The organism is Microbulbifer maximicatervae (SeqCode), assembly GCF_052467305.1.
On record NZ_CP174306.1, the window covers coordinates 2,586,877 to 2,613,424 of the forward strand.

Annotated in this window: 24 protein-coding genes and 1 riboswitch; of the genes, 14 read left to right on the forward strand and 10 right to left on the reverse strand. The window is 48.0% G+C overall.

Going from position 1 to position 26,548, the window contains the following annotated elements:
- Positions 1-578 precede the first annotated feature (578 nt).
- Positions 579-3,344, forward strand: a complete 2,766-nt coding sequence (locus tag ACJJI4_RS11380) for a di-heme oxidoredictase family protein (protein WP_444928143.1) — start codon at positions 579-581, stop codon at positions 3,342-3,344.
- Between the two features lie 425 nt (positions 3,345-3,769).
- Here ACJJI4_RS11380 and ACJJI4_RS11385 read toward each other — a convergent pair whose 3' ends face one another.
- From ACJJI4_RS11385 to ACJJI4_RS11395, 3 genes are all read right to left on the reverse strand, one after another.
- The gene (locus ACJJI4_RS11385; protein ID WP_282932393.1) at positions 3,770-4,720 is read right to left on the reverse strand and encodes a DUF2608 domain-containing protein; all 951 of its coding nucleotides are present in this window, start codon (positions 4,718-4,720) and stop codon (positions 3,770-3,772) included.
- 428 nt (positions 4,721-5,148) lie between these two features.
- Positions 5,149-5,442: a hypothetical protein gene (locus tag ACJJI4_RS11390; protein WP_444928144.1), complete on the reverse strand. Its 294-nt coding sequence runs from the start codon at positions 5,440-5,442 to the stop codon at positions 5,149-5,151.
- Positions 5,443-5,475: 33 nt separating this feature from the next.
- Positions 5,476-6,312, reverse strand: a complete 837-nt coding sequence (locus ACJJI4_RS11395) for an SDR family NAD(P)-dependent oxidoreductase (protein ID WP_444897649.1) — start codon at positions 6,310-6,312, stop codon at positions 5,476-5,478.
- Positions 6,313-6,373: 61 nt separating this feature from the next.
- Positions 6,374-6,489, forward strand: a riboswitch (TPP riboswitch).
- Between the two features lie 55 nt (positions 6,490-6,544).
- Here ACJJI4_RS11395 and ACJJI4_RS11400 point away from each other — a divergent pair.
- The 6 genes from ACJJI4_RS11400 (at position 6,545) to ACJJI4_RS11425 (ending at position 11,781) form a co-directional block, all read left to right on the forward strand.
- Complete coding sequence (locus ACJJI4_RS11400; RefSeq protein WP_444928145.1) at positions 6,545-8,686, forward strand: TonB-dependent receptor; 2,142 nt, start codon at positions 6,545-6,547, stop codon at positions 8,684-8,686.
- Positions 8,687-8,747: 61 nt separating this feature from the next.
- A complete protein-coding gene (locus tag ACJJI4_RS11405; RefSeq protein ID WP_444897651.1) occupies positions 8,748-9,011 on the forward strand; it encodes a hypothetical protein in 264 nt (87 codons plus the stop codon).
- Entirely contained in the window at positions 9,004-9,654 is a 651-nt protein-coding gene (gene pnuC, locus ACJJI4_RS11410; protein WP_444928146.1) for a nicotinamide riboside transporter PnuC, read from the forward strand. Before ACJJI4_RS11405 ends, pnuC begins: the two co-directional genes overlap by 8 nt.
- Before the next feature lie 12 nt (positions 9,655-9,666).
- Positions 9,667-10,548 carry a phosphotransferase gene (locus ACJJI4_RS11415; RefSeq protein ID WP_444928147.1) on the forward strand — a complete coding sequence of 294 codons (882 nt, stop codon included), beginning with the start codon at positions 9,667-9,669 and terminating at the stop codon, positions 10,546-10,548.
- 165 nt (positions 10,549-10,713) lie between these two features.
- Entirely contained in the window at positions 10,714-11,181 is a 468-nt protein-coding gene (locus tag ACJJI4_RS11420; protein ID WP_444928148.1) for a nuclear transport factor 2 family protein, read from the forward strand.
- A 156-nt stretch (positions 11,182-11,337) separates the two neighbouring features.
- Positions 11,338-11,781: a YtoQ family protein gene (locus tag ACJJI4_RS11425; protein WP_282932386.1), complete on the forward strand. Its 444-nt coding sequence runs from the start codon at positions 11,338-11,340 to the stop codon at positions 11,779-11,781.
- 67 nt (positions 11,782-11,848) lie between these two features.
- Here ACJJI4_RS11425 and ACJJI4_RS11430 read toward each other — a convergent pair whose 3' ends face one another.
- Positions 11,849-12,148, reverse strand: coding sequence for a GFA family protein (locus ACJJI4_RS11430; RefSeq protein ID WP_444893546.1), 300 nt, complete (start codon positions 12,146-12,148; stop codon positions 11,849-11,851).
- A gap of 106 nt (positions 12,149-12,254) precedes the next feature.
- On the opposite strand from ACJJI4_RS11430, the gene ACJJI4_RS11435 reads away from it, so the two are divergent.
- From ACJJI4_RS11435 to ACJJI4_RS11450, 4 genes are all read left to right on the forward strand, one after another.
- Positions 12,255-13,166, forward strand: a complete 912-nt coding sequence (locus ACJJI4_RS11435) for a LysR family transcriptional regulator (RefSeq protein WP_444928149.1) — start codon at positions 12,255-12,257, stop codon at positions 13,164-13,166.
- A gap of 212 nt (positions 13,167-13,378) precedes the next feature.
- Positions 13,379-14,047, forward strand: a complete 669-nt coding sequence (locus tag ACJJI4_RS11440) for a class I SAM-dependent methyltransferase (RefSeq protein ID WP_444928150.1) — start codon at positions 13,379-13,381, stop codon at positions 14,045-14,047.
- Positions 14,048-14,071: 24 nt separating this feature from the next.
- Positions 14,072-14,800 carry a hypothetical protein gene (locus ACJJI4_RS11445; protein ID WP_444928151.1) on the forward strand — a complete coding sequence of 243 codons (729 nt, stop codon included), beginning with the start codon at positions 14,072-14,074 and terminating at the stop codon, positions 14,798-14,800.
- 41 nt (positions 14,801-14,841) lie between these two features.
- Positions 14,842-15,321 carry a low molecular weight protein-tyrosine-phosphatase gene (locus ACJJI4_RS11450; protein ID WP_444928152.1) on the forward strand — a complete coding sequence of 160 codons (480 nt, stop codon included), beginning with the start codon at positions 14,842-14,844 and terminating at the stop codon, positions 15,319-15,321.
- 18 nt (positions 15,322-15,339) lie between these two features.
- On the opposite strand, the gene ACJJI4_RS11455 is transcribed toward ACJJI4_RS11450, so the two are convergent.
- The 4 genes from ACJJI4_RS11455 to ACJJI4_RS11470 form a co-directional block, all read right to left on the reverse strand.
- Positions 15,340-16,287 carry a DUF5996 family protein gene (locus tag ACJJI4_RS11455; protein WP_444928153.1) on the reverse strand — a complete coding sequence of 316 codons (948 nt, stop codon included), beginning with the start codon at positions 16,285-16,287 and terminating at the stop codon, positions 15,340-15,342.
- A 138-nt stretch (positions 16,288-16,425) separates the two neighbouring features.
- Positions 16,426-17,382, reverse strand: a complete 957-nt coding sequence (locus ACJJI4_RS11460) for an antibiotic biosynthesis monooxygenase (protein ID WP_444928154.1) — start codon at positions 17,380-17,382, stop codon at positions 16,426-16,428.
- A 250-nt stretch (positions 17,383-17,632) separates the two neighbouring features.
- Positions 17,633-18,628 carry a zinc-dependent alcohol dehydrogenase family protein gene (locus ACJJI4_RS11465; protein ID WP_444897661.1) on the reverse strand — a complete coding sequence of 332 codons (996 nt, stop codon included), beginning with the start codon at positions 18,626-18,628 and terminating at the stop codon, positions 17,633-17,635.
- A 497-nt stretch (positions 18,629-19,125) separates the two neighbouring features.
- Complete coding sequence (locus ACJJI4_RS11470) at positions 19,126-19,542, reverse strand: hypothetical protein (protein ID WP_444928155.1); 417 nt, start codon at positions 19,540-19,542, stop codon at positions 19,126-19,128.
- A gap of 677 nt (positions 19,543-20,219) precedes the next feature.
- Here ACJJI4_RS11470 and ACJJI4_RS11475 point away from each other — a divergent pair.
- Both ACJJI4_RS11475 and ACJJI4_RS11480 read left to right on the forward strand, forming a co-directional pair.
- Entirely contained in the window at positions 20,220-21,092 is an 873-nt protein-coding gene (locus ACJJI4_RS11475; protein ID WP_413662402.1) for a M91 family zinc metallopeptidase, read from the forward strand.
- Positions 21,093-21,349: 257 nt separating this feature from the next.
- Entirely contained in the window at positions 21,350-21,724 is a 375-nt protein-coding gene (locus ACJJI4_RS11480) for a SirB2 family protein (RefSeq protein ID WP_413662403.1), read from the forward strand.
- A 43-nt stretch (positions 21,725-21,767) separates the two neighbouring features.
- Here ACJJI4_RS11480 and ACJJI4_RS11485 read toward each other — a convergent pair whose 3' ends face one another.
- The gene (locus ACJJI4_RS11485) at positions 21,768-23,234 is read right to left on the reverse strand and encodes an alanine/glycine:cation symporter family protein (protein ID WP_444928156.1); all 1,467 of its coding nucleotides are present in this window, start codon (positions 23,232-23,234) and stop codon (positions 21,768-21,770) included.
- A gap of 247 nt (positions 23,235-23,481) precedes the next feature.
- Positions 23,482-24,537: a beta-keto acid cleavage family enzyme gene (locus ACJJI4_RS11490; protein ID WP_444928157.1), complete on the reverse strand. Its 1,056-nt coding sequence runs from the start codon at positions 24,535-24,537 to the stop codon at positions 23,482-23,484.
- A 62-nt stretch (positions 24,538-24,599) separates the two neighbouring features.
- Here ACJJI4_RS11490 and ACJJI4_RS11495 point away from each other — a divergent pair, with 62 nt between their 5' ends.
- The gene (locus ACJJI4_RS11495; RefSeq protein WP_444928158.1) at positions 24,600-26,546 is read left to right on the forward strand and encodes a S9 family peptidase; all 1,947 of its coding nucleotides are present in this window, start codon (positions 24,600-24,602) and stop codon (positions 26,544-26,546) included.
- Positions 26,547-26,548: the final 2 nt, after the last annotated feature.

A 26,548-nucleotide genomic window follows, 5' to 3' on the forward strand; every position in this document is an offset into this window, starting at 1 on the left:
GTTTGTTAATTAATAAAAACACCCAAGGGAATAAAGGTAACTGTGGGTAGAAAACTAAATACCAACCTTTAAACAACTATTTTTAGTTGTACCAAATCTTACACAAGACCTAAGATTAACTGTTTAACGCACCCAGCATCACAACTGACACACGATATCAATCTATAAGCCAGACCTATTAAATACACCGATCTAAATCACAGACATAAGGTGCGCCTTATCACATACTTCATGCGAAGTAAAACAGAAAGCTGAGAACAAGCTCATATCGCTGTCCTTTTTAACTTAAATTCATCCCTTCTGGACGCAGCATAACGATGCAAATAAAAAATATAACTATTATGTCGTCCTACAAATCAAGCTAGAAAATTCATATCCAATATTGGCCAAGAGTAATCATCACCAAAAGACAGCAGCACATACAAACAAAAGGACACACACCAAAAATAATAGTTAAATTATTTTTACCCCGAACCAAGCACCCTCAACAGGAATTTTGAAAATTCTCCTTTTAAATTACAGATAAAGTTCATTTCATCACTATTACTATAAATAGCTGTTGATAAAAAGAGAAATATATGGATCCGTATTTCAAGAAAACAATCAATCCACTGGCAAAAATCTGTTTAACAGCATTTTTCGCCTTATTCATAATGGTATTGTCCGGATGTGGTGGTGGAGGCGGGGATAATAGCTCTGATGAAGACCCCACAGAAGCTACCCCCAACTCTCAGGGCAACGGCTCCACTGATGAAACACCGACTTCAAGCGGTGACCCGGATGAGTCCGACGAAGAGACACCAAATTCAAACAGTGATCCAGCTGAGTCCGATAAAGAGGTTGGACAAAACATTGCAGGTAGTGGAACTATCTCTTCCAGTTCTGGCAACGGGGTCCTTGCCATTGATGACTTAAGAAGGACACTTTGGGAAAGTGGTGATACTGCCAGCACATCAAGCCTCACCCTTGACCTTAAATCTACACACTTGCTCAGCAAAGTGGTCATAGACTGGGGCGACCACAACGCAAAATCTTACGAGGTACTGGGCTCAAGCGACGGCACAACATGGACCACCCTGGCAACAGCTGATTCAGGAGAATATGGCCAACGCATTGATTCTCACCTAATTGGTGGAGAGTATCGCTATATCCAGCTAAACGGAACTGAACTCAGTGAGGGGAGTTCGCAATATAGTTTGTGGGAACTGATGGTTTTTGATCGTGCGGCAGAGGAAATTAATCAAACCGCGTCCATAGAATATACCCCTCTATTTGATACTGAGCAGCCAGAAGAAGAGTCTCAACACTGGTATATTCAGGAAGATGGCACCATTGTAACACTGGCAAGTGGCCGAGCACGTCTGCGACATGAATCCGAGGATAGTTTTTACGAGTTCCCGACCTTCTACTTTGAACACAGAACCTTTGGCATAGAGATTCACGACCATACGCCCGCCGGTGAGAACCTGATTGAGATCTTTTACTCTGCCGAATACGCGCTTTATCGGCCACCCGAATGCCGCTCCTCTTATTCAAATGAACACCGCGCTGACTTTAATAGCAACGCCAGATTTGATGAAACCCCTTACCGGGAAGCTGATGAAGATGGGAGTGGCCAAGTCTGGGTATGTCGTATCACCTACGATGCTCACGATGGTGATGACGGGCAGCTGGAAGTCGGCGAATGGATGGAGGTGGAGTTTCAGCAATTCATTGGCATTGAGGAGGGCGATGAGAATGTCAGTGGGCAGACAGTTTACTACACAGACACCTACCGCATTCTCCTGGGCCAACCTGGTATTCATATGGTTGCAGACCTGGAAACTGAGACCGCTGTTGAAAGTGCCGGTGAAGCAACCGCAGCATACATCAGGGCTACTGACCCGGTACCCGCTTCAGAAGTCATTTCAGTAAATACTGACGATAATACTCTTACCTACTACGCAGGCAGCGATGGTAAATGGGCAACGGCTTCCGACGCTGATGCAGTTGAAGTCACCTACCCAATACTGGATGGTATTGATGTCTATGATACTTACATCGTGGATAGCGGAATCGCCGACTGGACAGCCTACTTCAGAGAAGCCCTCAACATCCAGTGGGAGACGCACAACGAGTTTCTAGATGGTCGCAGGATATTCCACACCCGGTTTAATACCGGAGAGCACGAGGAACTCGGGAACCCAGACTTCAACCAAATGGCAAACCTATCAGCAGGCTTAACCATTGAGCAATCATGTCTGGCGTGCCATATCAATAACGGCCGGGGCCCGGCCCCCTCAGAGGCTAGTGTTCCCAATTCGATGGTCTTTAAGCTGTCGTCCGGTGCAATAACCCAAGCAGGACAACCCCTGCCAAACCACTACTTTGGCCCTGTCCTCCAAACCCATTCACTCAATAGTGACATAGCTCCAGAAGGATCTATTCAAGTCACCTATAGCCCCATTCAAGATAGCTATGCCAATGGGGATAGCTACACCCTACAGTCCCCCACTTATGTAGTAACAACCAATGAAGGTGAAAACACATCCGCTGATTACTTTTCGCCACGTATGCCACAAAACATCACTGGCTTGGGCTTACTTGAGGCGGTTGACGAAACAGAAATCCTTGAGTGGCACGACCCTAACGATTCCAATAGCGATGGTATCTCTGGGCGAGTATCACTAGTCGATACGGGCTCAACACCTCTTCCCCAGGTAGGACGCTTTGGTTGGAAAGCTACCCAACCGAGCTTGCGCAGCTTCTCAGCAGATGCGTTGAACAATGATATTGGCGTGAACACAGCACTGGAACCCAATGCAAACTGTGGTATCGAACAGCTGGAATGTAAAAAGCACAGTAATCACGACGAAGAGCTCACTGATTCTCACCTGGACGACCTAGCTACTTATCTTCAGGCACTGGGCGCACCGCCCAGAAATCCCGATTTAATCAATGAATCCATCGTGGCTCAGGGTGAAGCTCTATTTGAATCGATCAACTGCTCATCCTGTCACCGGCCAGAGATGAACACCAATCACGCTCACCCTCTTGAGGAGTTGAGAGGCAAGGTCATTCGCCCCTATACAGACTTACTCCTGCATGATATGGGCGAAGGTTTGGCAGACAACTTAACGATTAGCGCGGAGTACAACCGCGAGTGGAGAACGCCTCCCTTATGGGGATTGGGTGTTAATAGCGCAGTGAATGGTCACAGTAATTTGTTGCATGATGGTCGCGCCCGGTCTATTGAAGAAGCCATTCTCTGGCACGGGGGAGAAGCTGCTGAGAGCCAACAGAACTATATTGATCTGTCGGCTTCAGAGCGAAACTCGCTACTCAAGTTCTTACAGTCGCTGTAAACCATAACCTAACCAATCACAAGGGTATCCAGCTAAGGTCATAGCTTGCTGGATACCTTTCTGGTGGAGATATACGTTATTGTTCACTGGAAAAATTCAAAGCTTTTACAGAAACGTCCATCCGCAAATAACGTGTTCTATTTTTATCAAAACTTAAAAAATCGATTCAGTAGCAATGGTGCGGCAAGCCTGCACTCTGCCAAAAAGACCTAGGCGCGTGGCTCGCGAAATTACAGCCGGTTAATGCTCCTCCCTCTTCAACTGAGTTATAACCGATTAATCGTTATACAACGACTACCATCTCTTCTGAGTGCTCGGCACCTCCAAAATCGATTAAATATTGGAGGTAGACGTATACACTTCCCTTTTTACTTGGATGACAGTTTAGACATGGAGCCGTTGAGCTTAGTTACAAGGAAGTTAAACTAGTTTTCAACAGCCGGCATTAATAGCGCACTATTAAGACTCGCCATGATGGTTTCCCATCTCTTTTTCGCAGTTTCTTGTAATGCTTTTTTCTGAGGCCCGTCCATAAAATCCTGCTTGTGCTTACTTAGACGGGTGTAGTGCAGGGCTATTACCTCATATTTCTTATTGTCCTTGAATGCCTGGTAAACACTTTCGACATTCTCAAAACTGTCATCAATGAAGATAATGTTGGAAATTAGGTAGTGCTCACTACTATTAGCCGAAGAATTGTAGGATCGCAGCAAGCAGTCAAGCATAAAGCCTTTATCTTGCCCTGCTAAGTACATAATACCTTGCCGATAGCTTACTGGCCTTGCCTCACTTAAATCACAGGGCTTAAACGGACTTGCAAGGCTAAATTGATTATTTGGACTGAAGTTGAGAGTATTTGACCGAATAAGCTCTAATAAATTTTGGTAGGACGTATTCGGGGTTGGCAAGCGTTTGAACTGTCTCTCGGTAGCTGAAACATCTGCATCACCCCTTGCAGTTTCAACCATCAATCGCACCCCACTTTGCCTCAAACTGTCAAGTACCGGCACAATATTGTCATCTGTATAAACCATATTGCTCACAGAGAAGAGCAAACCGGATATATTAATCAACTCCTCTTTTGTTTTTGCCACAAGGAAACCTGAATTAGGATCGGTTTCCAATAAAGTTTCCTGCCATGAGTACCAAGCTGCGCCACCAAGATATTGACATTGAGACTTTTCAGCGCAAGGCATCATACTCAAGGTGTCATCATTATCCATAACCAGTAACGTATTTATTGGGGTAGCTGATTCTTCAATTATATTCTGGACGTCCTCAAAGCTGTTCACCTCTTTCTTAATAGCACCGGCAGACACACAATGAGAAGCCACAATTAAAACAATCGAATACAGTAGAGAATTAAACTTGCTCATAAAATAAATTCCTTTTTACTTACCCTGATTATTAACACAAAAAAGTGAATGGTTTTGGCGTAGCTGGAGACAGAGACTGTACTGGCATGATGCCTAGACTAGATAGTACTTAACTTGTGCCCCTGAAAAATAGCAATTTATCATTCAGAGCCAGAAAAACAGAAAATCGAATCAAGTTCTGAGGGGGGTACCAAATAGGAAGCGTAAGCCGCCAGCTCTATTAGCAAAGAAATAATACTTAATCTGTGAATAATTTGAACAGAGCTTCATATTGTTGTCGTACAATACAACCACCAGTCCCTTCATAGATATACTTTCTCCAAACCAGGATATTAGATTCTGCTATTAGCGGCATAAAGCTGCCCCGCCCCCACCCCGGCATGCTGATAATTCGGCACGCCGGGTGCTTCTAAATAAGCTGCTCCCCATTAAGCAAATCTGCGATCCAAATTCAAGGCACCACAGCCCCGACAGTGTTTTATAAACGCTTCTTCTATGCCCAGGGGCTCCTGGCAGTAAAAACAGCATCCCTCTCTCATAGTCAAATGATTAGCAAAATTTTTGCTGTAGAGCATGGGCAGCTTAAGTTCCCTTCTCAGCGCCTTTAGTAAGCTTGCAGTAATGCGCCCCTCAGGAAAATTCCGTGCTATTCCTTGAATGTTCGACAGGGTCTCAGCAGAAAACTCCCAAACTTCACCACAGTGGTCACAGGAAATTATCATTTCCCAATTTACTCCACCTTTCCAAAGATACAATTATTTTAGTCCCAAAGGCTGAAGTATTTTTTCCATCTGCTTAAAGGAAAGGCGACACAACAAAGAAGGAAACAATCTTTCCAGCCACCACAGCAACTTAAGTTTTGCTGGCACAACAATGATTTCTTTGTTCTTTGCAATTTGAGACAAAGCCTTTTCTGCAAAAGCATCAGCAGATATTGGCCCCAGAGGCTCGAACATTTCTGCCTGCTGTTGAGGAGGAATGGGAGTTGGCATCCGCCCATTGACGCCACCTCCCTGCAAAATCGGCGTTGATACTGCCCCGGGACACAAAACACTCACTCGTACACCGCAGGACTCGGCCTCAGGGCGAATAGCCTTTGATATTGCTACCACAGCACTCTTGGAAGCTGAGTAGGCAGCCATTGCTGGCGACGGAACTAAAGCCGCCATCGAGGCAGTATTGATAATATGGCCAGAGCCCTGGCGCTTCATGGCCTGGAAACCACATTGGAGCCCATGAATAACGCCAAACAAATTGATATCAATCGCCGCTTTCCAATCTTCAACATTATGATCGGAAAAATATCCTCCAACTCCTACGCCAGCATTGTTAAAAAGGAAATCTAACGGAGATACTTCACTAATGACCTGAAAAAATTGATCATAGTTACGAACATCCAAGTGAACAAACGATGCTCTCCCACCGGACTCCTGTATTTGGCTGACAACCTGCGTAGCGAGGTCCTGCTGGATATCCGCGATAATGACTTGAGCCCCAAATGCTGCCAGTCGACAGGCCAAGGCCGCACCGATTCCAGAAGCACCACCGGTAATCAGTGCCGTCTTGCCACTGAAGTAAGATACCTGATCCATAAGCGCTTTCCCTTCCTTGCTTTTACCACTTTATACCCCAGTTTCTGCTATCATCGCGCCCGCAAAACCTAAGGGGTGGCCTTGCCTGAGATGTCCGGGGATCAAATTGGTCTGTCGTGACAAACCCTTGAACCTGATCCGGTTAATACCGGCGTAGGAATAGGTAGACAAAGCAAAACCTCCCCACGTCGCACTCCGGGTCTCTTTCACTGCCGTTATTCGAGAGAGAACCATGAAAAAACAGTTTCCCACCCACCCTATTGCCTGGTCTGTCAGCCTTGCCAGCAGCCTGTTCGCCGGTATCGCCACCGCTAATACCGCAGAAACCGGGCTTGAGGAAGTGGTGGTTACGGCACAGCTACGGGAAACCAACCTTTTGGAGCTACCTTCCAGTGTTACCGTACTGGATGAAAGCGCGATCGATGCGCGGGGCGCGGCCAACCTGGACCAGCTTTTGAACATGGCGCCCAATGTGAATTTTTCGTCTGGCGCCTCCAGGGGACGATTTGTACAGATTCGCGGCATTGGTGAGCGCAGCCAGTTTATCGATCCAGTAAACCCCTCAGTTGGCCTGATCATCGACGGTATCGACTTTACTGGCCTGGGGCTCGCAGCCAGCACCCTGGATATCGATCAAGTGGAAATCCTGCGGGGCCCACAGGGCACGGTGTACGGCGCTAATGCCCTGGCCGGCCTGATCAACATGACCAGTGCAGCGCCCACCAGTGAGTCGACCACCAAGGTGTCCGCCGAGCTGAGTGAGTACAATGGACAGAGTCTGTCCGCAGCTACCAGTGGTTCTTTGAGCGATGCTCTTGGCTATCGACTGGCTGCCAGCAAACGCAAATCCGACGGCTATACCGAGAATGTGTACCTCAACCGCGATGACACCAGCAATATTGATGAGTCTGTACTGCGCGGTAAGCTGGCCTACTCCCCGTCCGACGATTTAAAGCTGGGCGTTACCCTCTTCTATATCGACGTTGATAACGGCTACGATGCTTTCTCTCTCTATAATACCCGTGAAACCCAATCTGACCAGCCCGGCTGGGATCGCCAGGAAACCTTTGCCGGCGCATTGACTGCTCAATGGTCTGGTAACGAGAACTTTACCCTTGAAGGCACCCTCAGCCTCGCCGATTCAGATACTGAATATGGCTACGATGAGGATTGGAGCTATGTCGGCTTTCATTCCTGGGAATACAGCTCAACGGATAATTACCAGCGCGATAAAGACAATATCAGTATTGACCTTCGCGTACTCTCTACCGAAGAGTCCAAGTTATTCTGGGATCGCAGCCACTGGGTTGTGGGCCTTTATGGCCGCACGGAGCGCGAGGACCTAAATCGCAACCAGAGCTTCCGCAGCACTTTTGATACTGAAAACTCTGCCATCTACGGCCAGCTCTCTACGGAAATCACCCCAGCGATCAACTTGATCACCGGCCTGAGATTGGAAAGACGCGAGGCCGATTACTCTGATTCCTATAGCATCGATGCAGATAATGGAGAAAACCTGTGGGGCGGCAATATCTCCCTGCAATACCATTACACCGACAACACCCTGCTCTACGCTACGGTTTCCCGGGGCTATAAAGCCGGCGGTGTAAACGGCAGAATCATCTCAGAATCAACAAGCAATACTGAGATCAACAGTGACATGTTCGAGTTCGATACCGAACATATGCTCAACTATGAATTAGGTATTAAGGGCAGCTGGCTGGAGAATCGTTTGCAAGCCCAGGTTGCGGCTTTCTACCAGGACCGGGATGACGTTCAGGCCAAGGTTTCTATCTTTAACCCTGCCGACTACTCGTTTAGTGACTACCTTGCCAACGCAGTCGGCGGAAGTACTACTGGTTTGGAGGTGGAACTGAACTATCAGGCTACCGAAGCCCTGCGCTTTTTCGCCTCTGCTGGCTGGCTGAATGCGGAATTTAAAGACTACGAAAGCAGTTCCCACGTCGATGCCCGCGATGACTACGCAGGAACAGTGTTGGCAGCGGTTGATCTGGATGGCCGCGATATCGCTCACGCCCCCAACTACCAGTTCTTCACCGGTACAGAAATCGATCTGCTTCCCAACCTGATCTTGCGATTGGAGCTTGAGGGTAAAGACGAATTCTACTTCTCAAACAGCCACGACGAAAAATCCACAGCCTACGAACTGGTCAATGCTCGTCTGACCTACCAGGGAGATAACTGGGATGTTGCCCTGTGGGGAAGAAACCTGACTGACGAAGATTACTATGTGCGCGGGTTTTACTTCAGTAACCAGTATGGCAACAACCCGGCTAATGGCTACGCACCCGAGCCCTACTATCAGTATGGTGAGCCCCGAATTGCCGGGGTAACAGGCACCTACACCTTCTAATCACTCAGTGACTTTGGGGCAGCGCTTCGCTGCTCCAGAACTCTCTATCAAGAGGGAAATTATGCAGCTCTCTGTCGAAATCAGTATGTATCCGTTAAAGGATGAGTACATCCCGGCTATTCAAGCGTTTATCGCACAGTTAAACAGCCACCCAGAACTCAAGGTAATCACCAATACAATGAGTACTCAGGTGTTTGGCGATTACGATCTGCTGATGGATATGCTCAAGTTGGAAATGCGCAAATCCTACGAACAGTTTGGCCGCGCCATTTTTGTATGCAAGTTTATTGACGGCGACCTGGCCCCGGGAGAAGCGCATGTTTGACCAGGATATCAGCACCGCAATCAGCGCTTCGATTGCGGCCATGTCCCTCTGGGAGGTAGCCGCTGTAATACTGGCTCTGGCTTATTTACTTCTGGCCATGAGAGAGAAAATCAGCTGCTGGTATGCCGCCTTTGTCAGTACGACGATCTACTTGTTTCTGTTTTGGGATGTCAGCCTGTTAATGGAGTCTGCACTACAGGTTTTCTATCTGCTGATGGCAGTTTATGGCTGGTGGCAATGGCGAAATCACCGAAACCAGCAGGACGATCTGAAAATCCACCGCTGGAGCGGAAAAACCCACTCGATAGTTATTGGCGCTACCCTGATACTGACTTTACTGATCGGCTACCTGCTGGATCACAACACCAGTGCCGCCCTCCCCTACCTGGATTCATTCACGACTCTGGGGGCAATCGTCACCACCTATATGGTCACCCGGAAGGTACTGGAGAACTGGCTTTACTGGATTGTCGTAGACGGAGCTTCAATCTATCTCTACCTGGACAGAGAACTCTACCTTACTGCCGTATTGTTTATGCTGTACCTGGTGCTGGTTGTGATTGGCTATTTCCAGTGGTTGGCCATTTTCCGAAAAGAGAAACAACAACCCGCTAGCGCTCCTCAAACAATGGCAGCGGCATAGTGACCAACTGATATGAGCCAGGACTTGAGCAACATCATCCCCAATGATTGGCATCATTGGAGCAAGGTCCGGCCCACGGTGGTCAGGGCCCTGGCTGGGGGGCTGACCAATAACGCCGTTCTGGTTGAGTCCGCCGATCAGCGGATGGTGCTGCGGATAAACTCCAGCATCAGCGATCAGCTCAATCTCGACAGGGCTGCTGAACAGCAGGCGCTGCAAGCTGCCACATATTCCGATAGTTGTGCCCCTTTGGTTTACTGTGACCCGCATTACCGATATTTGCTGACCCGCTATATTGAAGGCACTCCCTGGGATAAAAATGTCGCCCACAGTTTGGAAAAACTTGCCGATCTGCTGCGCCGTATACACGGCTCCCCTGCAATTGATGCCCAATTAAACATCGGTGAGAAAATCTCTAGTTACAGGCAGTTTATCGACAAGCGAGCCAGTTATTTCCACTTGCTCGACACACTGCAAGAGAAACTTCCGCAATTAATTGACGCTGCTTATCGGATGGGCGACGAATTTTGCCTGTGTCACAACGATCTAACGGTTGGCAACCTGATCTGGGCTCCCTCTGACAAGCTATACGCTATCGACTGGGAGTACGCAGCAATGGGGGATAAATTTTATGACCTCGCTGTTTTGGTAGAGGAACACAACTTGAATCAGCGAGAGCAAAATAGTTTACTGGAGTGCTATCTTAATCGCACTGTGTCACCTGAAGACAATCAGCGCTTGGGGTTATGGCAGCTGATCTACGGCTACCTTTGTATTCTCTGGCACGGGGTACAATGGAGTAACCAAAGCCTAAGGTCCCCGGAGCAAGGGAGATATATCGGGAAAAAAGCCCAACAGTTATTGAAAGGCCTATCGGCTCACAGCCTCAACTGAGTAATCCCTGCTAGAATAGTCCCAATCCCCAAGAAGCGACTTTCAGTCACTGCGGCGCAATCCAAGTTGCTTTCGAGGTTGCTGTCGAAGTAATTCAACTAGGGCCCGACTCGACTAAAAGACTCCCCTTTTTCACACCCCAAAAATAACCACAGAGGTACTCCTGTGATCAGATCATTTTTTGCAATACTACTTACCTTGATCGCAATCAACGCACAAGCGGTAGAGAAACCCGAGGGTTTTAAAACGATAGACGGGCTGTTTGCTGCGCTTTCAAACCTGGACCACCAGGCTATGCGAGACGGCGTCAGCGACGATTTTATACTCCTTGAGCACGGTGAAGTCTGGGATATTGAAGACCTTATCGCCGTAATGAAGCCCAAGCCCTCAAAGCTGGAAAGAATCAACTACTTCAGCATTATCAATTTTGAAGAGCGTGAGAACCTGCTGACCATCAACTACTGGACCAAGTCCATTTTTAAATCCGAGGATGGCAATAAAGAAGTGGTGTGGTTGGAAAGCGCCATTGTTAAGAAAATTGATGGCAAGTGGCTAGTAGCCCAATTACACTCAACCCGCCTGCCCGCAGAGAAATTCCCCAAAGACGTCCAGTTTGAGCAGCAAGTCCTATAATAAAATGCCTTACAGGCCCTGATCGCACAGGGCCTGTGTCCATTTGATCGCTCTCAGTCCCCTCCCAACTAGAACAACTACCGGATTTCAAAGCTTCCAAGTGCTAGTATGTGACTCTAAATTGCATATTAGTCTCCAGTTCTAAAGGGCCACTCAATGAAGCTTAAAGTTTACCTCTCCGGCGAAATCCACTCCGATTGGCGTGCGCAAATTATCGATGGTTGCCAAAAAGAAGGGCTGGATATCTCCTTCTCTTCCGCAGTCACCAACCACGACGCCAGCGATGCCGCTGGTGATGGCCTGGGTGAGGAGCAGAACGCTTTCTGGCGGGATCACAAATCTGCCAAAGTTAACGCAATCCGAATCAAGCACCTGATTGAAAACTGTGATTTGGCGGTGATTCGATTCGGCGAGAAATACAAACAATGGAACGCCGCATTTGATGCCGGCTTTTGCGCAGCCTTAGGCAAGTCCTATATCACACTTCACGATGAATCCTTGGTGCACGCGCTCAAGGAAGTGGACGGTGCCGCCCAGGCCTGGGCACAGACCCCAGCACAGGTTGTCGATATCCTAAAGTACTTAACCACTCAGGCCTAAAGAGCCTCTGGATAGCAAGCCGGCAGGCATCTACTAACAAAACTGCACAACCAGTAGGTGCCGCCAGCTAAAAGCCGTAATTAAGGACACCGGCATAGTTCGGCCGAGAGGCTGCCTCTGCTGATGGGTTGTGCACTAGCTCGCCGCTACGATTGATCGCATAGATTTCTGCACCGCAGTGCTTGCAGAATGCCTTCTCCCGTAAAGCCCCCTCTTTAAAGTGATATTTGCGCAGTGACTTTTCAGGATCGCTGATATGGATAGCGACTTCAGTATCAGCGTGCCCCCTTTGGCCCGCTGGTACAAACAGGGCATCTATAAGCTTGTTGAAATGAATCGCTCCACAATGACAAGTTAACGGGTTCATAGCCTTATCTCCCTGGTCGATTAGCATGGAGAAGGAGTTTACTATTTACTTTAATTTAACAAAGGGGATATATTGAAAAGATCTTTTAGCTTTAAGGAAATAGTCTGTGCGCAGAGAGTACGACAAATACCACTTGATCAACGTTTTTTGCAGTGTTGTTGATCACGGTTCCTTAAGCAAAGCTGCCAAGCACTTGGGCCTGTCTACGCCCACCGTGAGCAAGACTCTTGCCCAACTTGAACAGGCCCTTGGCCAGGTATTACTCAATCGCACCACCCGGGCAATCGCTGTCACAGACGCCGGAAGGATTGCTTACCAGAAAGGGCAAAAAATAATCAGCTCATTCACCGAGCTGGAAGACCAGGTTGCAGAGGCGGCAACGCTCACCCGAGGAAAATTAAAAATCACTTTTCCGGAAACCCTCGGCTTAAAAGTATTCAGTCATATCTGCAATGATTTTCAGAAAGCATTCCCCGATTTCAGCTTGGAGCTTATCTTCAGCCCCTATCACCTGGATTTAATCGAGGACGATATCGACATTGCTTTTCGCGTCTGGGAAACCCTGCCCGATTGCCAGTTTTACGCCCAGCCCCTATTTAGTATCCGCCCTATTTTTATTGCCGCACCGACCTATCTGGAAGAACACGGCTGCCCCAAATCCATTGCCGAGCTCAGCCAACACAACATCATGCTAACTCGCCTTGACGGCCTGGAAGATGGCTGGTCAATTGATGGGAAGTTCTATCAATTCAATGGAAATTTAATATCTAACAAAACTTTCCATACCCGAGCAGCCGCATTAAACGGGAATGGCATTGCCAAGCTTCCCTCCTATTTTTGCCAACGGGACATCAAAAAGGGGCGACTGGTAGAGGTACTCCCTGACTTGGAGCGAAAAGATAAAACTGTAGGTGCTATCTATAAAGTAAAGCGAAAAGATTCAAAGAAAATTGACGTGTTTTTGAACTTTGCACAAGAGCGCTTGCAGGAGTATGACTTTAGCCTGTTTGATGAGTGAGAATGTGCCGCTAAAGAACTCTGCAGCGATTAGAGATCCTCTGTGAAACACTCAGCTGTTTAGCACCACAATAGGTGGTACCATAGAATAATAATAAGCGGCTTGCTACTGGGGCTGAAGAGAGTGAAAACAATACTCTCGAAATACACTGTAGATACATCCCCTCTCCTTTATTGGTAAAGCCGCACAACAGTCATACATTGGAGATTGAAGTGACAATCACTAAAGAGGTCGAACAAGGCCAAGCTGTCTATTCCAAACCCATACTTTGGCTTTATGATATGTGGGTTCTGGGCATATCAAACCGCTTTATTTGGAAGTGCCCAACTCCTGGAATACTAGAGCACTTCAATCGAAATATATCTTCCAACCACTTGGATGTAGGTGTCGGAACGGGCTACTTTATGGATAAGTGCCATTTCCCCTCCGACACAGTCCGCCTCGCCCTGATGGACCTGAACCAAAACAGCCTGGATATCTCAGCGCAAAGAGTGGCTCGGTATAATCCAACACAGTTCCGCTGCAATGTCTTGGATAAAATTACTTTAGAGACTGAAGTTTTTGATTCAATTTCCTTAAATTACCTATTTCACTGCCTTCCCGGCAAGCTGTCAGAAAAACTGGTTGCGCTGGATAATGTCGCAACCCTGCTATCGGAATCAGGCACCGTATTTGGTTCCACCATCCTGTCTGAAGGCGTACCGAAAAGTGGAGCTGCCAAGAAATTAATGGCTATCTACAATAAGAAAGGGATATTTTCTAATACCCAGGATTGTGAAGAGGACCTCAATAAATTCCTTGCCAGTCGATTTAAGGAGTACAAAATAGAAGTTCTCGGGTGTGTAGCACTATTCAGTGCGCGGCATAAAATCACTGGCTAGAGTATCTACAGGGCACTTATGAGGATGAAGTTCTCGTTTAAGCTGGGGCTGAGAAACCCGCTGATATTCGTTACCTTGTCAGCTTTAGCAGTAGTTCCCAATTATTGCCTGGGCCTGCATTTCAGTGTGTTTGAAGATAAATTTGAGTGCATTGATATTCACAATTCTCTAAACTGTGCACGGTCAATCGAAAGTGGATTGAGTGATCAAGTCAACCATATCCAGCGGACGCAACCAGGGCACCTGACTATAGCCCTGAATAGCGAAAAATCACTGACGTACACAGACATCCTTCCCGCTAATAGCCCCGCAGAACATATAGCCTACTCTGCAATTGAGCAAATAACTGATAACCTGCTACTGATTCATCAACAGCTCTGGGAAGCACATTCCTATATTTTGCTCGACTTGAGAAACGGCCATGAATATTCTCTTGCCGGCTACCCTTTGCTGTCTCCACAAGGCGGCTACCTTTTTGTTGCCGAACAAGACCTGGATGCCGGTTTTAATGAAAATGCCTTACAGGTTTACAAGCTATCTGAAAATACTTTGGACTTACTATACGAGCTAAAGCCTGAAAACTGGGGACCAGAGCAAGCTTACTGGACAACAGAGAATGCGGTCTCTTTCACACAAAAGCAGCTTAACCCCAACTATTTTTCAAATGAAAATCAGCCCTTTTATATTGAGACTAAAGCTGTACTTTCTATTGCCCCTGATAGCCAACGTGTAAACATTCGATATTTTGATTAAAATACCCCTCTTTAATTTACCCGAAGTATCTTGGAGCTATTTTGACAGCCAATTCAGATCTCTCGATATTATTTGTTTGCCTCGGTAATATTTGTCGTTCTCCCTTAGCGGAAGCCGTTTTCCGCACCAAGGCACAGCAGGCGGGTATTCCTGTTTCCGTCGACTCCGCGGGTATCATCAGCTACCACGCGGGTAAGCGACCAGATCCCCGAACTTTGGCTATTGGTGAAGAAAATGGCTATTCATTTGAAAATAGCTACGCTCGCCAGGTAGCCACTACCGACTTTACAAAATATGATCATATCTTTGCGATGGACAAAGATAACCTGGAAGCACTGCAATCCTTGCAGCCTGATTCATCAGACGCCCAACTAGGGTTATTTTTATCAGTGTTGCAAGATTGTGATTTAGCTGAAGTACCCGATCCTTACTATGGTGGTATTGAAGGGTTTCAACATATTCTCCAGCTTATAGAACAAGCATCTGATGCATTTATCGAGCAGCTTAAAAGCAGAGAATAAGCAAAGCCCCCACAAATTCTACCGGGCTTGTGGGGGGAAACTTTCCTCTAAGGCAGACCTATCCCACATTCCCTTATCGGCTGCGGCTTCATAAGTACTCTGCAAAAAATCAAACAGCGCCTCATCAGGGGAGCGTGAAGCTCTCACCGCATCATAGGGCAGCAAGAACTCACCCAAATCTTTGGAATAGTAAGCTGAGGCGGGCGCCACCCTTGCTTCGGAAAATCCCTGGGGCTCTGGGTAAGTATATGAATAGAAGCAAGCGCCATCTACACCGCCGCCACCAGGCCAAAAACCGGCACTGCTAACCTCATGGGAGTAGGCTTCCCTGGCCACCCAATCGGGAAAATGTGGAACGCCTCCAGGGTGCGGAGGCGCCTCCCTGCCAGAAAAACGGGTAAGTGCTAAATCAAAACTTCCCCAAAAAAAATGAATTGGACTGCACTTGCCAATAAAGCGACTGCGAAACTCAGTGAAAACCCGATGAATTTGCACCAACGCCTGCCACAGCTGCCTAGCATATTCGGGATCATACTCGTAGTTATCCTGATCCCTCTCAAAGGGTATCGCATCCGCCACTTCGGATGGCATGGTGTTAATCTCAACCGGTATACCTAGCTGCTTGAGTGCAGCCATTACTTCCCAGTAGAAATCAGATACTGTGCGGGACTCCAAGGGTAACACCCATTCTCCCCCCTCAGTGGTCAACAGCTTCAGTACGTGATGATAGAAATCAAAGCTAATAGAAAACGACCGCCCTCCATAAGGGATAAGAGATGTCTCCAGCCCTCTGGCGGTAATATATAAAGGAACATGCCAGGAGTGATTGATCCAAGGAGTTTGTACCAGGCGAATCTTGCCAATAACCTGCATCCACATATGCAGGGTGGCAATCGTATTTACCGACTCAGCGTAGGGTAACTCTGGCCAGTCTTTACTCTCAGACCGATTCTTTAAGTTGCTCACTATACGTGCTCCATCTATCCTTTGACTCGCTCGATACCTAGTGCCTTCTGTTAACCGCCAAGCTTAGACCACTAAAAATACCCCGTCCGAAAAAAACTAAAAACAGATAAACAGCTCTCTTTTGATCATCATGAAAGACTACTTAAAACTCAGGCTCGACAGCCAAGCAACAAGCATTATCGAGACCCCATAGAGAACAATAATGATAAGGGTTCCGATAGTGTTGATTTTTGTTAGCTGTCCTGACTTGTCAGACAACCAAATATTAAAAGCTCTAGTGATCAGCGGCATCGCCACCCAAGTAAGCGACGCAACAATTAATAAGTTGATAAAGAAGTTAGTCGTCGCAAAGGGCCAACTCTCTACCAAAGGTAGCAACCACATCGTAATAACCATAACTATCGGATATAACATCAATAAAATGAGCATGGCCATTTTCCACTGCGAGGGCGCGGTGTCTTGAGCTCGGCCACGAGCCCGAGAAAACCAATCCTCAAAGCCATGCCCTATCCGCTTGATTTTTACATCTTCAAAAAACCCTTCACCACGTTTTACCAATCGCCTATGTTCATCAGAATTAAGCCAGCTGTCTAAATGCTTATTGGAGTCAAATCGAAATATTGCAACCCATTCCTCTTGAACCCCCTTTATTGGCTTAGTTAGACCAGCACCCAAGAAGCCTGGATATTTTTTAAGTGCTTTATCAATTTCTTTCTGCCACTGCATATATTCGCGAAAAAATTCAGGCTTCACTTTTTTGGATATCACAATCGTTACGGGCACTGTTAGTTGATCTGCACCAGCGATAACTTGAGATACTACTTCAACCGAGAATTTCTTCTCTAAAAAAGCAATTAGATCTTTAAGTAAGTTATTTCCAAGAAACGTTTCAAGGTGAGCAACCGTATCAAATTGAAATATTTGAACCCACTCATTTTGGATATTAGAAACGGGCTCTAACAAATTCACCTCGAGCAGCCCATCACAATCTAGCGCAACATCCACCAGCTTCTGATGCCATGCTCGATACTCATCCCCCAGGTACTTTGGCACCTCCTGAGACAATACAAGACAAGCACTGGAACCCTCTTCCATTATCTGGCAGCAGCCTCCGGCGGATGAACTAGAGATCAAAGTATTATGCAAGCAGAATGTATTTGTGTTCATTTTTGCGAACGAATGCTTTTGCTGAAAACTATCGCAACAAACAAACTTAGACGAAATGTCAGGACTGACATCAAGGGTAGCATTTGGGAAGTAACGCTCCGTACGAATGACGGAGCGGTCTGCAGAAGTGTCGCCTATTTGGGTGACACTTCCGCTAGAAAAATAAATGCGCGAGCAATCAGCTAGTCAGGCTTTCACTAACAACCAGTACTTTGCCGTCACGCCCGCCTGCCGCAGCTATTCGTACCGCTTCTTTAATTTCAGACAGAGGGTATGTGCCATGAACTGGTGCAGATAACTTACCTTCCGCTACAAGCTTTGTGATAGTGCCAAAAACTTCCTGTTGCCGCTCTGGGGATGCCGAGCCGAACCATTTGGCCAACCAGAACCCGCGCACGGTGATATCTTTAAAGATGATCATCCCCGGTGCGATAACGCAGGGTTCCCCACTAAGCGCGCCATAATTCACTAAGGTTGCGCCATTTGACAGAGCTTCGCCCATGCGAGCAGTTGCCATTCCACCAACAGCATCAATGCCTAGCTTGATCTCAGCACCACCAGTAGCCTCAGCCACTCGCTTACCCAGGTGCTCACCATCCACGAGAACCACATCAGCGCCTGCGGCCTTCATCGGCTCAATCAAAGACTCACGGCGGACAACATTGATCACTTTCAGGCCCCGCAACTTGGCCAGGGTTGTCAGATAAGACCCCACCCCGGAGTTTGCGGCATTTTGAATAACCCAATCCCCCTCCTTGAGATCTACAAATTCGCTCAACAGCAAGTAAGCCGTTGGCGGATTAATCGTTATCATGGAAAGCTGTAGGGGGTCTACATTATTCGGGAGCGGAATCAGCCCCTGAGCATTGGCCACCATATGAGTGGCCCAGGTGCCGCTTCCTACCGGCAGGAGAACGACTTGGCCAATGGCTGGCGCGGTAACATTAGGTCCATGTTTGACGACCTTAGCAACACCTTCATTGCCTCCAACCGCAGGAAGAGGAGGCAACATCCCATAATCGCCCGTCAGGGTCAGAACATCTGAAGGGTTAATTGGAGCTGCCAGCATCTCCAGCAACACCTGCCCCTCTTGAAGTTCAGGGGTATCAAAGGACACCGCCTCAATAACATCCTGCGGCACTGGTCCGCGCTCTTGATATTCCGCCTTTAACATATCGCCGTATCCTTTTTCCGATTGATTATGAACAACGACCTTCACTCTGTACAAAATGTACCATGAACACTAGAGTTTGACGCTTATTAACAGTGGGGCCATTTAGCTTCCGCCTGGTAAATCAAACCCATTTACAAATCGCCATTTGGATCTACTTATGTGTGGTTCAAGCTAGCAATTTCAAGTCAGCCACTTGAAGATATTAAAAAGGGAGAAGGGAAGAATACACCGCGCTTGGGACCCTATGAGGCATGGATGCCGATTAGGAGCTTACAGGGATGTATTCACAGCGTGTCTCGAGTGCGGTGTATTCTTTCCTTCCACCCCAGTAGTAAGTCCAATGAAGCAAATTGCAGCAGCGATAACAATAAGCAGAAAAGAAGTTAAATTAAGCAGGCCGAAGTAAATAACGGCACTTTTGTGTTCTATCCGATCAATTACCACCTTAAGCATCGGGTCCGTAACAGCAAGTGCAGGGTCAGGCTCTATCACAGAAGCTAATTCCTGCCCTTTATTGTTTCGAATACATGCGGTGTTTTTCCCATTGTTGACCCCCAAAATCCTGAGGCCTCATCACCGCTCTTACCCATTGCAACCTCGACCCCCTCCTCTAAAATTGCCCAATCGATAACCAGCGTTTCAGAATGATCTTTATACTTTTCCTTATCAAGAAATTGAATACCCAACCGACAATTTTGCTCGCGAAAATCAAGCACCCTTTCTGTCTGCAACTCCAGCTCGAATGGCACGCTTAATTGCGATCGGAAGTTAAATTCATTTCTTCCCTTTTTTGTAACATCAACAGGATACTCAACCGCTATCCATTTATATTTTTTATAGGAAGCAGTTGCATATACCAGAATCAAAACCGCAACAACAACTAACACCAGCGCTAATTTAATGGTTAATCCCACATCTCTCCCCCAAATACTTTCCTTAATACTTCACAGCTACATCCCTTGAGGCCCAATCAGAACCAAGAAAACACACAATGCAAGCCAAACTTAGCATTTCGCAGTACCCAAAAGCAGACAAGCACATACTAAAAAGGGAGAAGGAAAGAATACACCGCGCTTGGGACCCTATGAGGCATGGATGCCGATTAGGAGCTTACAGGGATGTATTCACAGCGTGTCTCGAGTGCGGTGTATTCTTTCCTTCCACCCCAGTAGTAAGTTGCCAAATAGCGCTCTCCAACACTGCTCAACGGACAATTATTTAAATTTATTAAAATAATCATCATGGAAAATAAAATATATAGCAAAACGTACCAGTTGGGAGTAGAGTCGTAGAGGCATCCCTAAAATAATCATTTAGATAGTTACAAGATGTATTTCAAAAAAATTACAAAAAAAATTTTAATTTTCCAGGAATTCATCCTGCCTCGCTTACAAAATATACAACCTGACCAAAGAGAACTTTTCAGTTCAAAAATTCTAAGCAAGTACAGAACACTATTATCAAAATCATATCGATTAATACCTTTAGCTTTATACTGCTTACGTATTAATTTCCATTTAAGAAACTTCAAAAAGTCACAGCTTTTCTCAGCCACGATAATTCGTATTGCGAGCAGGACAGGAGAATAACAATGGGACTCTGCATTGACTCCAGTAATATCACGTTTATCACACAAGTAAGGGCTGCCCTGAATACTCTTGTTGGCGGTGTCGGTACCGCGCTTACCTATACACAGGAGCGATACCGAACCGGGGGACGACATGTGCTGCGAATTACAGAGGGAGTTGGTATTTTGACTGCAGCTGGCTTGAGGGCAAACAGCACCACTCTGCTACGCCGACTAATTACCAGCCGCCACGACACCAGAATTACTGAGCACCACGCTCTCGGATTTCGTCCAGACCAGTGGCTGATGGATCAGGTATGGAGCGGCTTTAAGAGCTACCTCCCACTAGTAAGCCCGGACAGAGGCTTTATGGCCAAAGTGATGAGCAGCGGCTCCAGCGGCGTTGTAATGTGGAACAATACAGCCCTGCAAACCGCCAACCTGGCCAACAACGGCACCGTAGCAATGGGGAATTGCCCAAGCTATATCACCCTGGCCCATGAATTGGTCCACGCTGACCGCTGTAATCGCGGGCGATACCTGTCGGGCAGTGCAAATTCCACTTTCCTGGCCGATGAACGCCAGGCTCCCATGGGTAGAGTGCTCCGCCAGCAAAATGCTCCCTTAACGATGGCCCGCATTGCCAATGGCGGTCTAAATATTGTTTATAACAATATAACTATCCCAAACCGCAACAACCTGATCTCAACCAGAACTAGCGGCTGGATTTGGGTAGGTGGCTCCATGGAATTGCGTGAGGAGATCGCCACTGTCGGGCTCAGTGACGATGACGGTAATGTACCTACTGACCCGCTAGCCATTAACGAAAATATGATTCGGGCTGAACATGGCGTAGCGCAACGGATGAAGTATGGCCAGATCAGAAACCTGAACTAATCTCGCGCATATGGGCCCCGCCAGCACCAAAACCTGAGGCCGGCCCACCAAAGCAAACTGACAGATATGATCTGTGTACCTACTGCTAGCAGTATTAACTTATGAGATATCGCTAACAGTAGGTTTCTTGCCTTCCCCGCTTTGCATATTGCATCCGACCACAGCATGTCGTTATGCTTTGGCGGCTAGAATCACACCTTCCCTTTGTCTGGAAGATACACAGAACACCTTGGTCAACATACAGCCAGATCATAACCATGATTGATTATGCCCTTATAAAACACGTCCACATGACCGCCGCAGCGCTCAGTATCCTGCTGTTTACCATCAGAGTGGGATTGGAGTTCAGCCACAACACGGACTGGCGAAATGGCCCTCTGCGCTGGGTGCCACACCTCAACGACACTTTGCTGTTAGCTGCGGCTGCCGGACTGGTGGTTCTCGGCAGCTGGAACCCGGGCACATCGCCCTGGCTAGCTGCGAAAGTAGCCCTGGTATTTGGCTACATTATTGCTGGCGTCTTTGCTTTGCGCCCTAACTTTTCCAAGCCAATTAGAATCACTGCCTGTGTACTTGCCTTCCTGCAAGTAGTCGCTATTTTTTATCTGGCTATGCACAAGCCCAGCTTGTAACTGGATGGCATTGAGCACTCTTGGTATTAACCTCAAATTGATATCAACCCCAAACATCCTGCTCAATGCCTTTTATTTTAAATTTACTTCCATTGAACACCGGCTCATGCACCCCTGAAGACAACTGACTCTCGTAATCTGCCATTACCTTAAAGGCCACACCAGACAAAAGTAAGATAGCTATAAGGTTTGCCGATGCCATAAAACCCATCGAGACATCGGCCATACGCCAAAGAAAGACAAAGTTTTCCGCACTTCCCGTATCTGCCACCCAAGCCCCAAAAAGCACGAACATTAAAAACAATAGCCGATAACATAAGATGGATGTTCGGGTGTGGTAAAGGTAATAAATATTGGTTTCGCCGTAATAGTAGTTACCGATAATTGATGTAAAGGCAAAAAACATCAATGCAGTAGCAATAAAACTACTTCCCCAGGTACCCACCTCACTCGCCAGTGCGTCTTGAACCAACTCAACCCCTTCCAAATTGCCGACCATAAAGACATCTGCCACCAAGATAATTGCTGCCGTGGAAGTGCAGATAATAATGGTATCGAGAAATACCGATGCCATTTGCACGTATCCCTGCACCATTGGGTGTTTTACATCTGCAGCAGCAGCGACATTGGGCGAGGAGCCAAGTCCAGCTTCATTGGAAAACAGGCCCCGCTTGATTCCATTGGCCACCGCCGCACCAAAGGCCCCCGCCCCAGCCTCCTGAAACCCGAAGGCATTTGCCAGAATTTCCAACAGCACCCCAGGTAATTCAGCGATATTGGCGACCAAAACATAGAAAGCCACCAACAAGTAACCAATTGCCATAAAAGGGACAACAATACCGGCAAAGCGCGCAATTGAACGAATACCGCCAAAAACAATAATCCCGGCAAAGAGCGCAATAAAAAAACCCACCCATAAAGGGCTTACACCCCAAGCTCCATACAATGCGGCAGCCATCGTATTTGACTGCACAGCATTAAAGGTAAATCCGTAACAAATCATGAGAAAAACTGAAAAAGTCAGGGACAGCCATTTCCACTGTGGTCCCAGCCCCTTTTCAATGTAATAGGCAGGCCCCCCACGAAATGCCCCGGGAACATCACCACGCTCTTTGTAAGTTTGCGCGAGAGTATTCTCCACCAAACTGGTGGCCATCCCCAGCAAGGCCACCAGCCACATCCAAAACACCGCTCCGGGCCCGCCAGCGGTTATAGCCACAGCCACACCAGCAATATTTCCGGTGCCGATTCTCGCAGCTGCGCTAGTGGCAAATGCCTGAAATGCGGTTACTGAATTTTCATTTTCCTTATGGATGCCACGAATCATGACTTTGACCATATGACCAAAGTGACGAAATTGTATAAAGCGAGTCCGAATAGAGAAGTAGAGCCCCGCCGGCAGCAATCCTAAAATCAAGATTCCAAGCCACCAGATGCCACCGACGCCACCCCAGGCAAGCAGGTTTGCCCACTCGATCAGGGTAGTGAAATGATCCAGAAACCCTTGCATTGACCACTCCCAGGACAACTTATCGTTATTAAACAAGTCTGTTATTTGGCTCTAAGACTAGCAGGCCAATCTACTAGTCACCTTGGAGTTAATGCTGGAAAAACAGAGCCCATCGGCCCCATATGACAGAGCCGCATCAGTATTCTGATGCGGCCCAAAAGGAAGAAAAGTAATAGCTGACAGTCTACAGCCTCAGAAAGCAATTCCGCAGCAAGGGGCTGGACGCAATCAATGGCGCATGCTGCTTTTAGCAGAAAATCTCTCGCGCCCGGCTCGGTGACACCACCTTTCTCCCAGTCTCTTCAGCTACAGCCGCAAGAGCCTCAATCAATTGACCATTCCCCGAAGTCCGTTCTCCTCCCGGCAAGTAAAAGGTATCTTCAACTCCAGTGCGCAAATGGCCGCCCAATTCTGCAGTCTTGCGATGCACCGGCCAGATTTCCTCACGGCCGATCACTGTGCTCTGCCATAAGCTGCCGGGCTTCATATATTTTGGAATAATTTCCAGCAAATCGGGATCGGCAGGCATACCTGAAGCCACTCCCATCACCAGGTTGTAGTTGGGCTTATCCACCATCCCTACATCCGCATACATGCCTACAGAGCGAACGATACCGATATCAAAGCACTCAAACTCTGGGCGGGTACCGGTCTCCCGGCAGACCGCCAGCAGCTCCTCTACCTTATCGACCGGGTTATCAAATACCATGGGTGGCCAAGCCCAGGTGCCGTTGGATCGCGCCTTTAAATAGTTCAGGCTTCCCGCATTGCAGGCGGCAATTTCCGGCTTACCGGCACGTACACAACTCAAGGGACCTTGCTGATCTCGTCCGATAGTGCCAGTTGAAAAATTTAGAATAACGCCAGGGCATTTATCGCGAATTGCATCGGCAATTTCCAAGGCTATTTGCGGGTCCCAGGTGGGTAAATGGCCTTTGTTTTCCTCTTGCGCGCGGAAATGAACATGCATAACGGAAGCCCCCGCATCGTAGGCTTCACGGGCGGACTCCGCCATTTCCTTGGGGGTTACCGGGACCGGGTGCTGCTGGGGGTTGGTAAGCACTCCGGTTAGGGCGCAAGTAATCACCACTTCATCAGACATCGCTGGCTCTCCTGAATTATCTTTGTTAAGGCCGCTGTTTACAGGGCTATCCAGCGTGTGTGCGTCGCTCCTACAACACCAACTGATCGTAAGAGGACCAGAGCGAGTGGAAGAGCTGATTCTGGATAGTGCATCGACAAAATACAGCACCAAGCGCTTGCTTGGTTTTGCGAGACTATCATAGGGACCCCGCCAAGGCACCTTGTTTCCCCGGATTCATCTCGGCAGAATGCGAAATAACCCAATAAGGAAGTAAGTACCTCATGAGCGAGACTATCACTCCAACCATCGCCCCTTACGGCAGCTGGAAATCTGCAATCAACGCAGAACTTCTCGTGGAGGGCAGCGTTCGCCTGGCAGAAGCCAATTTAGTAGATGGCCGCTATTACTGGCTGGAGTCCCGCCCGTCTGAAAAAGGCAGGAATGTACTGGTGCAGTATTGTCCAAAGAATGGGCGCAGAGATCTCACCCCCGCCCCAATCGCCGTACGCACCAAAGCCCATGAATACGGAGGCGGCAGTTACCTTGTTCACGGTGACACCGCCTATTTCGTACTGGCAGAAGATCAGCGCATTTATCGCATGAAGCTCGACAATGCGATCCCCGAAGCAATCACCGCAGAAAATAGCTCCCGCTACGCCGATCTGATTATCGACCCTCTGAGAAATCGATTAATTTGTGTCGAGGAAGATGCCAGTGGCCACCAGCAGGGCGAGGAACCCCGTGCGCGCATTATCGCGGTAGACCTAAACAACCCACTGGCTAATTCACCGACAATCCTTCAGGAGGGGGCAGACTTTTATTCGAACCCAACCCTGAATCCGGCCGGTGATCGACTCGCATTTCTGCGCTGGCACCACCCTAACCTCCCCTGGGACGCGACAGAGCTCTGTATCGCCAAACTCGATCAGATGGGGGATATCAGTGAAGTCACCCAAGTAGCCGGCGGTGAGAATGAATCCGTCTTTCAGCCCCAGTGGTCTCCTGAGGGCGAACTCTGCTATGTCTCTGATCGCAACAACTGGTGGAACCTATATAGGCTGGGACAAAGCGAACCCTTGTGGAAAAAAGAAGCAGAATTCGCCACACCACAGTGGGTATTTGGAATGTCCACTTACGGCTTTATTAGCCCCACAGAAATCCTCTGTACTTACACCCAGAATGGCACTTGGCACCTTGGAAAGGTCGACATAAAAAGCGGAGAGTATCAAACTCTTCCCCAGCCTTATTGTGATATCGAAAGCCTGCACTGTGAAAATGGCAGCGGGGTGATGATTGCCGCAGGTGCAGAGAGCTTTCCCGCTGTTATTAGCTTTAACCAAAAGACGGGTAAAACGGAACAGATTGCCAGTAGCAATAGCAGCTCGCTGACAACTGATTTGTTCTCCATCGCTCAAGCCGTCACTTTCCAAGTGGATAATCGCGCGGTACACGGATTTTATTACCCACCCCACAACCCCAACTTCCAAGCACCCAGTGGCGACAAGCCACCGCTGATTGTATTTAGTCATGGGGGCCCCACCGGCGCTACATCAGCAGGCCTCAGCCTAAAAGTTCAATACTGGACAAGCCGGGGATTTGCCATTCTGGACGTAAACTACTCCGGCAGTACCGGCTATGGCCGCGAATATCGGGACCGCCTCGCCGATAAATGGGGCATCTACGACGTGGAAGATGTCTGCGCTGGTGCAGAATACCTAGTAGAAGATGGGCTCGCCGACCCCAATCGCCTGCTGATCAAAGGCGGTAGTGCCGGCGGTTACACAGTGCTGGCAGCGTTGACTTACCACGATACCTTTAAAGCGGGTGCCAGCCATTATGGAATTGGGGAGTTGAGCTGCCTCGCCAAAGACACCCACAAGTTTGAGTCCCGCTACCTGGATAAACTGGTAGGGCCCTGGCCTTCCGCAGAAAAAGTCTACCTTCAACGCTCCCCCATTAACGATGTCGAAAAGCTGAATTGCCCTGTGATTTTCTTCCAGGGCATGGAGGACAAGGTAGTACCACCCAACCAAGCCGAAACCATGGTGGATGCCCTGAGGGAGCGCGGTATTCCGGTGTCTTATATTACATTTGCCAATGAAGGGCATGGGTTCCGCAGTGGCGACAGTATCAAGTTGGCCCTGGAGGGAGAGCTTGAATTCTACAGCCGCATATTTAATTTCCCGCTCGCGGAACCCGGCCCGGGAATTACCATCGAAAACCTATAATT

Bases quoted from the DNA above. Each gene is read 5' to 3' on its own strand.
- ACJJI4_RS11380 (WP_444928143.1), top strand. From the start codon at position 579: ATGGATCCGTATTTCAAGAAAACAATCAATCCACTGGCAAAAATCTGT.
- ACJJI4_RS11385 (WP_282932393.1), bottom strand. From the start codon at position 4,720: ATGAGCAAGTTTAATTCTCTACTGTATTCGATTGTTTTAATTGTGGCT.
- ACJJI4_RS11390 (WP_444928144.1), bottom strand. From the start codon at position 5,442: ATGATAATTTCCTGTGACCACTGTGGTGAAGTTTGGGAGTTTTCTGCT.
- ACJJI4_RS11395 (WP_444897649.1), bottom strand. From the start codon at position 6,312: ATGGATCAGGTATCTTACTTCAGTGGCAAGACGGCACTGATTACCGGT.
- ACJJI4_RS11400 (WP_444928145.1), top strand. From the start codon at position 6,545: ATGAAAAAACAGTTTCCCACCCACCCTATTGCCTGGTCTGTCAGCCTT.
- ACJJI4_RS11405 (WP_444897651.1), top strand. From the start codon at position 8,748: ATGCAGCTCTCTGTCGAAATCAGTATGTATCCGTTAAAGGATGAGTAC.
- pnuC (WP_444928146.1), top strand. From the start codon at position 9,004: ATGTTTGACCAGGATATCAGCACCGCAATCAGCGCTTCGATTGCGGCC.
- ACJJI4_RS11415 (WP_444928147.1), top strand. From the start codon at position 9,667: ATGAGCCAGGACTTGAGCAACATCATCCCCAATGATTGGCATCATTGG.
- ACJJI4_RS11425 (WP_282932386.1), top strand. From the start codon at position 11,338: ATGAAGCTTAAAGTTTACCTCTCCGGCGAAATCCACTCCGATTGGCGT.
- ACJJI4_RS11430 (WP_444893546.1), bottom strand. From the start codon at position 12,148: ATGAACCCGTTAACTTGTCATTGTGGAGCGATTCATTTCAACAAGCTT.
- ACJJI4_RS11445 (WP_444928151.1), top strand. From the start codon at position 14,072: ATGAAGTTCTCGTTTAAGCTGGGGCTGAGAAACCCGCTGATATTCGTT.
- ACJJI4_RS11460 (WP_444928154.1), bottom strand. From the start codon at position 17,382: ATGGAAGAGGGTTCCAGTGCTTGTCTTGTATTGTCTCAGGAGGTGCCA.
- ACJJI4_RS11465 (WP_444897661.1), bottom strand. From the start codon at position 18,628: ATGTTAAAGGCGGAATATCAAGAGCGCGGACCAGTGCCGCAGGATGTT.
- ACJJI4_RS11475 (WP_413662402.1), top strand. From the start codon at position 20,220: ATGGGACTCTGCATTGACTCCAGTAATATCACGTTTATCACACAAGTA.
- ACJJI4_RS11480 (WP_413662403.1), top strand. From the start codon at position 21,350: ATGATTGATTATGCCCTTATAAAACACGTCCACATGACCGCCGCAGCG.
- ACJJI4_RS11485 (WP_444928156.1), bottom strand. From the start codon at position 23,234: ATGCAAGGGTTTCTGGATCATTTCACTACCCTGATCGAGTGGGCAAAC.
- ACJJI4_RS11495 (WP_444928158.1), top strand. From the start codon at position 24,600: ATGAGCGAGACTATCACTCCAACCATCGCCCCTTACGGCAGCTGGAAA.